Source organism: Streptomyces sp. SBT349 (assembly GCF_001083795.1).
GTDB lineage: Bacteria > Actinomycetota > Actinomycetes > Streptomycetales > Streptomycetaceae > Streptomyces.
The window spans coordinates 1-13011 of sequence record NZ_LAVK01000015.1 but is presented as its reverse complement, the minus strand read 5'-3'; the positions used below and the strand labels follow the sequence as shown (position 1 = coordinate 13011).

The following is a 13011-nucleotide window of genomic DNA, read 5'->3' as shown; positions in this document are numbered from 1 at the left end:
CACGGGTCACGGCCGGGGAACGGCCTCAGGACGGGGCCGCGCCGACCCAGCGGCGGTAGGCGTCGACGTCCACGTTGCTGCCGCACACGATGGTGACCACGCGTCGGCCGGCGAAGCGCTCACGGTCCTCCAGGACGGCCGCGACGCCGAGCGCGGCCGACGGTTCGACGACGAGGCCGGCGTGGTCGAGGAGCATCCGCATGCCGGCGACGATCGACGCCTCCCGGACCAGGACGGCGTCGTCGGCGACCAGCAGGAGGTCGTCCAGGACGGCCGGGAGGGGACGGCGGCCGGCGACGCCGTCGGCGATGGTGTCGGTCGAGTCGGTGGTGACGACGCGCCGTTGGTGCCACGAGCGCGTCATCGCCGGTGCGCCCAGCGGCTGGACGCAGATCACCTCGACGCCGGGCGCCCGTTCCTTCAGCACATGCCCCACTCCGGTGGCCAGCGCCCCGCCGCCGAGAGCGATCAGGACGGTGTCGAACGAGGGCGCGGCGTCCACCAGTTCCAGGCCGATGGTCGCCGCGCCCTCGCACGTCTCGATGTCCAGGCTGTCCTCGACCAGCCGGACGCCGTCGTGCCGCGCGATGGCCGCCGCCCGCTCGCGGGCCATGTCGAAGTCGCCGTCCACCAGCTCCAGCCCGGCGCCCAGTGCGCGGATGCGACTCAGCTTGGCCGCGGGCGCGAAACGGGATGCCACGACGGTGATGTCGAGCCCCCGGCCGCGACCGGACCAGGCGAGGGCCTGGCCGAGGTTGCCCGCGCTGGCGCACACCGCGGCCCGCGGACCCTGGTCGGCGAGCAGGCTCGCGACCACCTCGGTGCCCCGGGCCTTGAAGCTGCGGACCGGGTTCGCCGTTTCCAGCTTGATGCTCACCGTGCACCCGAGGCCGGGCTCCAGCGCCTCGCAGCGGTACAGCGGAGTGTCGAGAAAGATCGGGTCGATCACCCGGCGAGCCGCCAGGATCCGGGCGGTGTCGAGGCGCGTCTCCTGCACGACACAGCAGCGTAGCGCCGACGGACCGGGACAGAAGGGCGGTCCGGCGTCAGTTCCCCGGCAGCCGCTCGCCGCAGCGGCTGCAGAACGCCGGGGCGACCCCGTCGGGCACCGAGCCGCACGCGGGGCAGAGCTCGTGGAGCCAGCAGGCGCTCTCGCCCCCCTCGGCCTCCGCGGGAACGGCTCGCTCGGTGCCGCGAACGGCCAGGCCCGCCCGGCGCCGGTGGGCGGTGAGGTAGGCCAGCCCGCCGGGCCCGGCGCGCAGGCCGCGGCGGGCGGTGCGCGGCAGCCAGACCAGGGCACCGGCCGTGAGCGGCACCGACCGCGCGTCGTCGAGGAGAACCCCCGTGCCGGCGAGGATGAGCAGGAGCACGTCCAGGTCCTCCTCCCGGTGCTCGTCCACGAAGGCCCCGGCGGGCAGGCGGATCAGGTTGGCGTCGAGTTGCCGAGCCGGCTCGGTAAGGCTCCACAACGCGCCACGCCGCTCCGGGTCGGCCTCGGCGATACGCGCTGTCAGGTCTGCCAGGAGGTGCGCCGTGTTCGCGGGGGACATCGTCCAGGTCCTCTTCCATGTCGTCCAGGTCGTCCAGGTCGTCCAGGTCGTCCATGTCGGCCCCGCTCGGCGCCCTCGGACACCACGCCGGCGCGGAGCTCCAGGCTAGCCATCGGCCCCGGTACGGGGGCCGGGCGACGGTGTGCCCCGTGCCTCGTACTCCCCGTGCGCCCCGGCGTGCGCCCTTGTGGTGCCGCGCCGGGCGCCATGACGATACGACCGCCGCGGGCGGGCTCGGGGAGGGGTCCCGGTCGGCGGCGGCATGCTGACGCAACGGCGCGGCAGCATCGATGAAGGGGGACAACGATGTCCGGCACCCTCGACTGGGACGACTTCCTCGTGGCGTTCCGCCGTGCCGCCGCGCCCCGGAGCGCGAAAGGGCGGCCGAACCGGCGGGTGAAGGCCGGGCAGGTGCTGCCGCCGCTCGTGCTGGCGGTGCCGCACCACGCCGACGCGGTCGACGCGGCACTGCGCTCGTCGCTGCGCCGGTCCACCGGCAACGCCGTGGCGCACGTCGAGGTCGCGCCGCTCCGCCCCGGCGGCGAGCCGCCGGGCTCCGCCTGGCCGTTGGCCATGGCCATCGACCCGGAGGACCTGCGGCAGGGCGTCGCGCGCGCCACCGGGCGGCTGCGGCTGACGAACTACACCCTGATGCGGAACGTCCTCGTCTGGGCCAGGGAGGGATCCGACGCGCCCCTGAGGGACTTCTGCCACCAGCACCGGGGATCCCCCGCGGTGCTCGACGCGCTGGCCGACCCGGAGGGCGCGCCGCCGCCGCCCGCGCCCGGCGGATTGTCCTCGTGGCTGCTGTGGCTCGGCAGCCCCGCGTTCCGCCGGCTGGCCCGGTGGGCGTGGGGGCGGCGCCTGGACCGGCGGCTGCTGCGCGGGACACGGCGGCAGCGCTGGTACGCCCGCCTGGTGGGCGGCGAGGGCCGGATCACGGGCGAGCGCTTCTTCCACCACGTGCAGCGGCGCGTCGAGGAACTGCTGCGGGGCGGGGACGGCGCGCCGCCGGTGCACCGGGTGCCCGAGCTGGAACGGATGCTGCTGCACGCGCTGATGGCCGACCTGAACCGGTGGGCGCGCCCCGGGCGGCTCTCGCCGTGGCGGTACCGGCGGGTGACCAGGTTCGTGTTCCTGTCGCGGCTCGGGGCGGACGACGACGTGGCGGCGTGGCAGCGTTTCCTGGACGCGTTCGCCTCGGCCGGGCGCGAGACGGGCTGCGGGGTGGCGCTGTGGGTGGTGGTGAGCCCGGTGGGGGCCTCGCTCAAGGGCGAGGAGTCCTCGCCGGACGAGGCGGCCGGGCTGCTCCGCGGGGAGCGGAAGTCGGACGGGCGGCGGCCCCTGATCGTCCGGGCCGACGCGGAAACGGTGCCGCCCGCGGCGGATCAGCTGGCGGTGCAGCCGGGCGGCCGGCCCGAGGTGGCGCCCGGCGTGCTGTGCGCGGCGTACGCGCTGAGCCTGGCGCTGGTGGCCGGCTCGCTCTCCGCGCTGGTGTGGCCCGACGACACCGGGTGCCTGGGTGGCACGCACCCGGCGAACGCGGCCCAGCCGCCGCCGACGCGCGCGGTGGACCTGCCGGCGCTGTACGAGCAGGCGCGCGAGCTGATCGCGCGCGAGAACGACCGGGCCGACGAGGCGGCGCGGCGCGGCGAGACGGTGCGGACGCTGGTCCACGTGGCGTCGCGGGTGACCGAGGAGGAGAGCCAGGCCGCGCAGCGGTCCGACGGCGCGGTGCCCGAGCTGCGCGGCATCGCGCTGGCGCAGCGGCAGCTGAACGACGAGGCGGGCAGCGACGACCAGAAGGTGTGGCTGCGGGTCGAGGTCCGTGACGCGGGGCCGCGGTACGAGAACGCGCCCCAGGTGGCGCGGGAGATCGCGGCCGAGGCGGCGGCGGGCTCCGGGATCGTCGGCGTGGTCGGGTTCCGGCAGAGCCGGTACGTGACGCTGGAGGCGATCCGGGTGCTGGGCGAGGCGGGGATCCCCACGGTGGCGACGACGGCGACCGCCGACGAGCTGGCGACCAGCGAGTACTACCACGCGCTGGCTCCGCGGAACAGCCGCGAGGCGGCCATCGCCGTCGAGTTCGTGCGGCAGGGGAACGTCGTGGAGCGCGGCGCCGGGGTCTGCGCGCCGGCCGGCGCCGCGCTGATCGTGCAGGACCCGACGGACCTGTACAGCCGGGGGCTCGGGGACGCGTTCGCGACCGAGTTCGGCGAGCGGGGCGGGAGCTGGCGCAAGCTCTGGTACGCGCGCGACCCGGAGGCCGCGGGCGATGCCGAGGTGCCGCCGGCCGGCCCGAGGGTGACGGAGGTGCGCAGCCTCCAGCGGCTGGCCGACACGGTGTGCGAGCAGGTGCGGCGGGAGCCGGACACGGTGGTGTACTGGACGGCGCGCTCGCGCGAGTTCCAGGGATTCCTCAACGACTTCGGCCCCGCGTCCGGCTGCGAGGGCGAGCAGCTCACGGTGGTCGGCGGCAACGAGCTGACCAACGCCGCGTTCTCCGGGCAGTTCGACAACCCGCCATGGCTGAGGTTCTACTTCTCGTCGCGGACGCTCCCGGCCGGGCACCCGGGGAACAGCGACACCTCGGTGATGTTCCAGCGGGACTACGCCCGGGAGTTCGGCGAGGACGACCTGTGGCGGCACGACGGGCACCAGGCGCTGGCGTACGACGCGTTGCAGGTGCTGGCCGCGGGCATCAACGAGGCGTCGGCGGCGACGGGCGCCCAGGACATCAGCCGCTCGACCGTGCAGCTGGTGCTGCACCGCGGCGTGACGCGGGAAGGGGCCAGCGGGCACCTGGACTTCGGCGTGGGCAGCCCGGCGTCGCGGGACAAGCCGCTGGTGATCCTCCACCACACGGACGTGGGCGCCGAGGCGGTGCTCCACTGCGGCGCGTTCGCCGAGCACACCGGGCAGGTCACCCGGTGGGGCCCGGGGGACGCCCACCCGTGCCCCCGCGACGAGTGAGCCGCGCGCGGCGGCTCGCTCCGCGCCGGGCCGCGATGCCCCGGGGGTTCTCCTAGGGTGCTGGGCATGGACCTCAGCGTGGTAGCAGCCTCCCGAGAAGACGACCGGCCGCCGCTCGAAGCCATGCGGGTCGGCGTGCTCGCCGACCGGCTCGGCTACCGGGAGGTGTGGCTGGGCGAGGGGCCGACCTGGGACGCGTTCGTGCTCGCCACCGCGATCGGCACGCGCACCGAACGGGTCGCGCTGACCGCCGGGCCCATGCCCGTCTCGGTGCGGGACCCGGCGAGCATCACGCGGGGCGCGGCCGGTGCCGCCGCGCTGGTCGGGCGCCCGGTGGGGGTGGCGCTCGGGGCATCGAGCGTCCGTGTCGTCGAGGAGGTGCACGGCCGCTCGCGCGCCGGGGTCGCCCGCGCGCTCGCGGACAGCGCGGCGGCGGTGCGTGCGCTGATGGGTGAGGGGGTGGCCGAGTGGGGCGGCGGCTTCCGGCGCCGTCTGGGGCCGCCCGGCGGGCCGTTGACGGTCGCCGCGTTCGGCGAGCGCGCCATCGCCGTGGCGGCGGAGCACGCCGACCGGATGGTGCTCGACATGGTCTCGCCCGAGCAGGTGCGGCGGCTGCGGGCCTCGCTCGACGCGGCGACGCGGCGCCTGGGCCGTCAGGACCCGCCCCGGCTGGCCGCCTGGCTGCCGGTGGCCGTGGACCCCTCGGCCGACTCCTACGCGCACATCCTGAGCGGCATCGCCGGCTACCTCACGGTGCGCGGCTACGCCGACGTCCTCGCGGGCGCCGGCTTCGCCGAGGCCGTGGAACTCGCCCGCGCCGGCGTGCCGTTCGAGCGGCGGGTGGCCGCGTTGCCGCGCGAGGCGGCGAGCGTGCTCGGCCTGGTCGGCGACGAGGCCACCGTTCGCGCCCGGATGGAGACCTACGCCGAGGCCGGTCTCGACGAGATCGCCCTCGTCCCGGCCACCCTGGGCGACCCGGACGGCCGCCGCACGCTCACCGCCCTCGCGCCCGGCTGACGCGCCCGCCGGGCGGCGCGGTGCCGCGGGTGTTGACGGGTGGTCGATCGACGACTAGACGGAGAGTGTGTTCGGAACATCACATACCGTTCGACATCCCGAACACGGGGAAGGGGCGTGACATGCCGAACCCCGATCGGGCATGGAGGCGGCGCGACTTCATGCGTGCCTCCGCCGTCGGAGTCGCCTCCGCGGCCACGGCCGGATCGCTGGCGACCGCCCACGCGGCACCACCGGCGACCGCGGCGACCGCGGCGGCTCGCGTGCCGGTGCGGGATCTTCCGCCGTACGTCGGGGCGGGCAGCACGGCGCCCATCCGGCCCTTCACCCTGCCCCAGGTGGCCCTGGGGCCCGGCCTCTTCCAGGAGAAACGCGACCGGATCAAGCGCTTCGTCGAGCGGTACGACGAACGGCGCTTCCTCGTGCTGTTCAACGACACCGCGGGGCGGCCCAACCCGCCCGGCGTCACCGTTCCCGGCGGCTGGGAGGACGGCGGCCTGCTCAGCGGCCACTGGGCGGGCCACTACCTGACCGCGCTGGCGCAGTCCTCCGCCGACCGGGGTGAGCGGGTCTTCCAGGACAAGCTCGACTGGATGGTGGGCGAACTCGGCGAGTGCCAGAGCGCGTTGCGTGGCCGGACCGTCCACCCCGGCTATCTGGGCGCCCTGCCCGAGGACGTCGTGCTGCGCGTAGGCCCGCCGCGGTTCGCCCTCTACGGCGGCGACCCGGACACCCACACCTGGGCGCCGTGGTACACCCAGCACAAGATCATGCGCGGCCTCCTCGACGCCTACACGCTCACCGGCAGCAGGCGGGCGTTCGACATCGTCCTCGGGATGGCGGACTGGGCGCATCTGGCGCTGACCCTCGGCGACATCGGCCATCCCGACTACGCCGGGCCGGTCACCAGGGACGACCTGAACCTGATGTGGGACACCTACATCGCGGGAGAGTACGGCGGCGCCAACGAGGTCCTCGCCGAGATCCACGCGCTGACCGGGGACGAGCGGCACCTTCAGACGGCCAGGTGCTTCGACAGCCGGGAGTCGCTGTTCGACGCCTGCGTGGAGGACCGCGACATCCTCGTCACCACCGACGCGACCCGCCCCGGCCGGCGCCGGCCCAACCGCCTGCACGCCAACACGCACGTCCCCAACTTCGTGGGCTACCTGCGGATCCACGAGCAGACCGGGGAGGAGGACTACCGGCTCGCCGCGAGGAACTTCTTCGGCATGGTGGTCCCCCATCGCATGTTCGCCCACGGCGGCACCAGCGGGACCTACCCCGGGTCCGACGACAACCCGGAGCTGTTCCAGAACCGGGGCAACGTCGCCCACGCCATCGGCTCCGACGGCGCCGAGACGTGCACCACCTACAACCTGCTCAAGCTGGCGCGCAACCTGTTCCTCTTCGACCCCGATCCCGCGTACATGGACTACTACGAGCGCGGCCTGGTCAACATGATCGCCGGGCAGCGCGCCGACACCGACGACGTCGACGACCCGCAGCTCGTGTACTTCCAGCCGCTGACGCCCGGTTCCCGGCGCGAGTACGGCAACACCGGGACCTGCTGCGGCGGCACCGGCCTGGAGAACCACACCAAGTACCAGGAAGCGGTCTACTTCCACTCGGCCGACGGATCCACCCTCTGGGTCAACCTCTACACCGCCTCGACCCTGACCTGGGCCGACCGGGGGTTCACGATCACCCAGCGGACCGACTTCCCGCGTGAACAGGGCACCACGCTGACCGTCGACGGCAGCGGCCCGCTCGACATCGCGCTGCGCGTCCCCGGCTGGGTGGCCGGCACCCCGCACGGCTTCGCGGTGTCGGTCAACGGCCGCCGCGCGGCCGGTCCGCCCGCGCGGCCCGGCAGCTACCTCACGCTCAGCCGCACCTGGAGCCCCGGCGACACCATCGAGATCGCCATGCCGTTCGGCATCCGCATCGAGCGGGCCATCGACCGCCCTGACACCCAGTCGGTCTTCTTCGGTCCGCTGCTGATGCCGATCCTCGGCGACCCGGGCGAGGGCGGCTTCCGGGAACTCACCCTCTACCGCCATCTGAAGCGCGACGGCGACTACTCCCGGGCGGCGATCACCCCCAGCGACGGCCAGACCTTCACCGCGGACGGCCTCACGCTGCGCCCGCACTACGTGGGGGACACCCGGCGCCAGTCCCCGTACTTCAGGCGGGTCGAGCCCGAGGTGGTCTTCGGCACCCTCGCCACCGGCGTGCCGAACCGCAAGCGCGACGACGACCTGCCGCACTACGACGTGCCCGTCGACGGCGTCGCCTCGCCCGGCGACGACGGCCTGACCTTCCTCGACGTGCTCTGGGACGGCGCACCGTTCGCCACCCACGACGCCTTCGTGCGCCGGGTGACGGAGGTCGCGGACGACTGGGTCGCCGCCGGCCTCCTCTCCCCCGCCGAACGCACCACCCTGACCGGCCACGCCGCACGGGCGGAGCGCGAACTCCGCCCCTAGGAGGCGGGCGGGTCCCCGTCATCACTCCCGGTCGGTGGGTATGCGCCGCACCGACCGGGGCACTGGATTCGGACACACCTCGGAGGTGAGCGCGGGTGAGGCGCGTAGTCGCGGCTCTGTTTTCGCTGGTCGTCGCCGCCGGATCGCTGATCGCGACGCCGGCGACCGGACAGGCACGGGAAGGGCAGCCCCAGTGGCCGGAGGTGGGGTCGGCGCGTCTGGTCCCGCTCCAGGAGACCGGTCCCGCCGAGGAACGGCTCAACCTGATCATCATGTGTGACGGCTACCAGCAGGACGAGTTGGGGAAGTGCCGGGAGGACGTCGACCGGAACCAGGCCGTCCAGTGGTCGGTCGAGCCGTTCCGGACCTACCGGCACTACGTCAACGTCTACCTGCTGGAGATCGTCTCCGGCGAGTCGGGCGTGCGGTGCGACCCCGACGAGGAGGGCGGCCCCGATCCGGACAAGCTCACGCCGCTGCGGCTGGTCTACGACGACGGATGCGTCGACCCGCTCTCCCGCGGCACGGTGTACAACGACACCGTCGGCGGCGACGACGGACCGGGCGGCCCCGGAACCGCGCTGCCGGAGGGCACGCCCACCGGCGACGAGCAGCGGACGATGTACCTGGAGGACTACGTCGCCCCGCGGATCGGCATCCCCGCCGACGCCGACAACCTCCAGACGCTGGCGATCTTCAACACCTTCACCTACGGCGGGATCGGCGGCTTCCACGCCACGACGTCGGGCGGGAGCCCGCAGGGCCCGCTCATCTCGATGCACGAACTCGGGCACTCCCTCGGCACCCTCCAGGACGAGTACCCGTACTCCAGCCGCCCCGAGCCCGGACCGCCGCACGAGGACGGTGAGCCGGACTCGTTCCACCACACGCGGATGTCCTCGGAGGAGATGACCGCGAACGAGGCCAAGTGGTGGCGCTGGCTGGGCGAGGAGAGCGAGTCGGGCGGCACCATCGGGGCCGCCGACGCCGACGGCCACGAGAGCGGCGTCTACAGCGGCTCCAACGTCTGGCGGCCCAGCGAGCACTCGATGATGCGGTGGATCGGGTTCCCCTTCGACCAGGTCGGCAGGGAGCACATGACCGGCCGGCTCGCGGGCCAGCGGCTGGAGGGCGAGATGAACCTCCGGAACACGCCCGAGGGCGAGGTGCCGCGGGACGGGGTCCTGTGGGTCGAGACCATGCAGCCGGCGTTCCACGAGGTCGACGTGGAGTGGCGGATCGGGGGCCCGGACGGCGACGTGCTGGAGACGGCGGACAACCGCTACCTCGACCTGGCGGAGCTGGACCTCGCACCAGGAACGGCCGTCCACGCCGAGGTGCGCGACCCGGTCGGACCGGACGGCATCGACTGGGTCCGCAACCCCTCCACGGGCAGCGGCGCCACCGACTCCGGCTACAACGGGCCCCGTTACGTGCAGACCAGGCAGTGGACGGTCGGCTCGCACACCACCGGTCCCGACGCCTCGACACCCGTCGAGTTCACCTCCTGGACGCCCGACGACCAGCCCGTCGCCCACGACGAGGTCGTCTTCGCCGTGACCGCGCACCCGCGCGACCGCGTGCTGGACATCGCGTGGCGGCTGGACGGCGAGGAGGTCCAGACGCCGGGCACGGCCCGGAACCTGGACCTCGGGGCGCTCGACCTGGACGAGGGGACGCACGAGCTCACGGCCACGGTGACCGACCCCGCCGTCACGGACGGCGCGCCGGACACGGTCGCCTGGACGGTCGACAACGTCCTTCCGACGGCTCCCAGGACCCTGTCCGACCCGCTGACCACGCTGGACGACGGCAACGTCGAGCATCCCGTCTACTTCGAGGGCTGGGACATGCGGCTGGAACCGCGGGACGACCGGACCGGCTACGACGGCGAGCCCTTCGTCGTCGGAGAGCTCCGGCTGAACGAGGACGGCTGGTACAACTACTTCGGCTTCCCGGAGGAGCCGATGCCCGACTCGCCGTTCCGGTTCCGCCAGGCGGGCACCGAGGCCAAGGCGCTCATCTACGGCAACCTCGGCACGGGCGGGCTGTCCAAGGCGGCGTTCGAGCGGAACTACGGCCCGGACGACCCGAACGGGCCGTTCGTCCCCGGGTACGGGACGCACACGGTGGAGCACCGGGCCATCGACCCGTCCGGCAACATCGGCCGGGCCGAGGAGTACCGGGCCACCGTCCTGCCCGGCGAGTCCCCGGAGTGCGCCGACACCGTCACCGGAGCCCGGAGCGGAGACCTCGTGGTCACCGAAGGCGTCGTGTGCCTGGAGAACGCGCGGGTGAGCGGCGACGTGACGGTCCGTCCGGGGGCGTCGCTCGTGGTGCGGGACAGCTCGCTCGCGGGACGTCTCGTCGCCGAGGGCGCCGACGTGGTCCAGCTCTTCGGCTCCACGGTCCACGGCCGCGTCGACCTGTCCGGGACGACGAGCGGGATCACGGCGGCCGGCACCACGTTCACCGGTGCCGTCGCTCTCACGGGCAACGCGCAGGTGCCGCCGAACCAGTGGGCCGAGCGCTTCAGCGAGTTCGGCCACGCCTACGGTCCGGTACTGGCCGGCAACAGCTTCACCGGCCGGCTGAGCTGCACCGGGAACAGCGCACCGGCCGCCGACTTCGAAGCCGCCAACGACATCACCGGCCGCGCCTCGGGCGACTGCGCCGACCTGTGAGAGGAGAGCACGCCATGACCCGACAGCTCCTCCTGGGAGTCGCGCTCGCCACGGTCGCGGTGTTCGGCCTGACCGGCGCCGCGGGCCCCGGGCCGGCCGGTGACCGCGCCGAGGCCCTCGGCCCCGAACCGACCAGCGCGGACGTCCTCGTCGAGGTCAAGTTCGACGAGGCGCTGAACGTCCGCGGCTCCGGCCGGGCCGTGCACGGCGCCGACGGGCGGGACCTGCCGCGGATGCGGGACCTGCTGGACCGCCATGACGCCCGCGCTCTCACGCCGTTCCTGGACGACGACGCGGCGCGCGGGCTGCGCGACGCCTCCCGGGAGGCGCGCCTTCGCGGCGAGCCGGTGCCGGACCTCGCCTCCTGGTACACGCTGGCCCTGCCGGCCGGGACCGACGCCGACGAGGTCCTGGCCGAGCTCCGCGCGCTGCCGGAGGTCGCGTTCGCCGAGCCGGCTCCGGAGCCCGCCCCACCGCCCGCGGCCGGCGGGCAGCCGGCCGAGACCCCGGACTTCACCCCGTCGCAGCGCCACTTCGGCCCGGCCGCCGTCAACGGGATCGACGCGGACTTCTCGCGCGGGATCCCGGGGGCGCGAGGCGAGGGGATCAGGATCGTCGATCTCGAATACAACTGGAACCCGTTCCACGAGGATCTCCAGCTCGACTGGTCGACCGACCTGGGCCGGGACCGGTTCGTCCGCGTCGACACGTTCGGTGACGACCACGGTACGGCGGTCTTCGGCGAGCTCTCCGCCGTGGACAACGGCTACGGCGTGACCGGCGGAGTCCCCGAAGCCGAGATCCACGGCATCTCACCGGTCGAGGCGTCCCCGAACGGCGACACCGCGTGGCGTCCGGGGCCTGCGCTGGCCTTCCTCGCCGCGCTGGGGGACGAGGGCGGCGAACCGTTCCTCCGGCCCGGTGACGTGGTGCTGCTGGAGCAGCAGGGCGGCCAGGTGATCCCGGACGCGGACTGCCCCGCGGACCCCGGCACGTGCTACGCGCCGCTGGAGTGGAACGTCCCCGTGCACGAGGCGATCCGGGTGCTGACCGGCCTGGGCGTCACGGTCGTGGCGACCGGCGGCAACGGCCACAACAGCACCGACCATCCCGCCTACACCAGGGACGGGCAGCCGTGGTTCCGCTCCGGGAACAGCTCCGGCTCGATACTCGTCGGCGCCGGTGACAGCGGCACCCGCGAGCGCCTCGACTTCTCCAACCACGGCGCGCGGTTCGACCTCCAGGGCTGGGGCCACGGGATCGTCACCACGGGGTACTGCACGCTGTACTGCGGCGGCGACGACCCCGACGCCGGCTACACGGACTCGTTCGGCGGCACGTCGGGCGCGGGCCCGATCGTCACGGTGGCGGTGGCGGCGATCCAGTCCTACGTCACGTCCACCGGGCAGGAGCCGTGGACGGCGGAACGGATCCGCGACGTCCTGGTGGAGACCGGCCGGCCGCAGGGGCCGGTCACGGCCGACCGGCACATCGGGCCGCTGCCCGACCTGCGGGCCGCGCTGACCTCGATCGGGGCCGCCATGCCGGAGTGAACCGCCCGCGGCCTGCCGCCGGCCGAGGTGCGTGCGGTGGGTGCGGTGGTCAGCCGCGGCGCGCGCCGAACTTTCCCGGAACGGAGTGGCTGGTGTCGGTGACCTCTCCGGTCTCCATGAGCTGTTTCAGCCTCCGCAGGTTCGCCGCCGCCTCGGCCTGCGGGGGCTTTCCGATCAGGCGCAGCGTGGTGCGTCCCAGTCCCCCGAAGGGGGTCGTCATCACCGCGCGGACCGCCGTGCTGCCCGGGTCGTCCCCGGGGGTGAAGTGGATCGCCCACCGCCCCCGCGTGCCGGGCGGACCCGTCGTCCGGTAGCGAATCAGCTCGTCGGCGCGTTCCGCGGTCACTTCCACCGTCCAGCGGACCCGGAGGCCCATCGGCCCTTGCACCGTCCACCGCGAGGTCACGGGGTCCTTCAGCTCGACGGCCATCACGTCTCCCAGGAAACGCGGGAGGTTGCTGAAGTCCCGATAGAACGCGAACACGTCGCTCGGGGGGCGACGGATGGTGACGACGGCCTCGACCATGGTGTTCTCCGGGACTCCGGGGCTTCCCAGTCGTCACGGTACCGCGCGCGGTGCACCCCGGCACGGCGGGAAAGCCGCCGTGCACGCGGCCGGCTAGTACTGCAACCGCAGCTGGCGTGACGGATGGCGTTGGGTCTCGTTGGTGTGACTGTGTGCTGATGGACTGGTGGTTGAGCGGGTCGAGTCGTGGTTCGAGGGGATAGCCGGGCTGTGTGCCCG

Annotated in this window: 8 protein-coding genes; 5 read left to right on the top strand and 3 right to left on the bottom strand. The window is 74.0% G+C overall.

Going from position 1 to position 13011, the window contains the following annotated elements; genetic code table 11:
• Positions 1-25 precede the first annotated feature (25 nt).
• Both ADY01_RS03505 and ADY01_RS03500 read right to left on the bottom strand, forming a co-directional pair.
• Positions 26-997, bottom strand: coding sequence for a threonine ammonia-lyase (locus tag ADY01_RS03505; protein WP_049565215.1), 972 nt, complete (start codon positions 995-997; stop codon positions 26-28).
• A 49-nt stretch (positions 998-1046) separates the two neighbouring features.
• Positions 1047-1550, bottom strand: coding sequence for a cupin domain-containing protein (locus tag ADY01_RS03500; protein ID WP_049565213.1), 504 nt, complete (start codon positions 1548-1550; stop codon positions 1047-1049).
• A 306-nt stretch (positions 1551-1856) separates the two neighbouring features.
• On the opposite strand from ADY01_RS03500, the gene ADY01_RS03495 reads away from it, so the two are divergent.
• The 5 genes from ADY01_RS03495 to ADY01_RS03475 all read left to right on the top strand — a co-directional run bounded on the left by ADY01_RS03495 (position 1857) and on the right by ADY01_RS03475 (position 12266).
• Positions 1857-4523 carry a hypothetical protein gene (locus tag ADY01_RS03495; protein ID WP_049565211.1) on the top strand — a complete coding sequence of 889 codons (2667 nt, stop codon included), beginning with the start codon at positions 1857-1859 and terminating at the stop codon, positions 4521-4523.
• Between the two features lie 66 nt (positions 4524-4589).
• Complete coding sequence (locus ADY01_RS03490) at positions 4590-5540, top strand: LLM class F420-dependent oxidoreductase (protein ID WP_049565209.1); 951 nt, start codon at positions 4590-4592, stop codon at positions 5538-5540.
• Between the two features lie 122 nt (positions 5541-5662).
• Complete coding sequence (locus ADY01_RS03485) at positions 5663-8029, top strand: glycoside hydrolase family 127 protein (protein ID WP_078899958.1); 2367 nt, start codon at positions 5663-5665, stop codon at positions 8027-8029.
• Positions 8030-8124: 95 nt separating this feature from the next.
• On the top strand, positions 8125-10713 hold the full coding sequence (locus ADY01_RS03480; protein ID WP_049565207.1) for a M64 family metallopeptidase: 2589 nt from the start codon (positions 8125-8127) through the stop codon (positions 10711-10713).
• Between the two features lie 14 nt (positions 10714-10727).
• Positions 10728-12266, top strand: a complete 1539-nt coding sequence (locus tag ADY01_RS03475; RefSeq protein WP_049565205.1) for a S8 family serine peptidase — start codon at positions 10728-10730, stop codon at positions 12264-12266.
• A gap of 49 nt (positions 12267-12315) precedes the next feature.
• Here the strand turns inward: ADY01_RS03475 and ADY01_RS03470 are convergent, their stop codons facing one another.
• Positions 12316-12792, bottom strand: a complete 477-nt coding sequence (locus ADY01_RS03470; RefSeq protein ID WP_049565203.1) for an SRPBCC family protein — start codon at positions 12790-12792, stop codon at positions 12316-12318.
• Between the last annotated feature and the right edge of the window lie 219 nt (positions 12793-13011).

Coding starts and splice junctions, on each gene's coding strand:
- ADY01_RS03500 (WP_049565213.1), bottom strand. CDS start 1,550: ATGTCCCCCGCGAACACGGCGCACCTCCTGGCAGACCTGACAGCGCGT.
- ADY01_RS03495 (WP_049565211.1), top strand. CDS start 1,857: ATGTCCGGCACCCTCGACTGGGACGACTTCCTCGTGGCGTTCCGCCGT.
- ADY01_RS03490 (WP_049565209.1), top strand. CDS start 4,590: ATGGACCTCAGCGTGGTAGCAGCCTCCCGAGAAGACGACCGGCCGCCG.
- ADY01_RS03485 (WP_078899958.1), top strand. CDS start 5,663: ATGCCGAACCCCGATCGGGCATGGAGGCGGCGCGACTTCATGCGTGCC.
- ADY01_RS03475 (WP_049565205.1), top strand. CDS start 10,728: ATGACCCGACAGCTCCTCCTGGGAGTCGCGCTCGCCACGGTCGCGGTG.
- ADY01_RS03470 (WP_049565203.1), bottom strand. CDS start 12,792: ATGGTCGAGGCCGTCGTCACCATCCGTCGCCCCCCGAGCGACGTGTTC.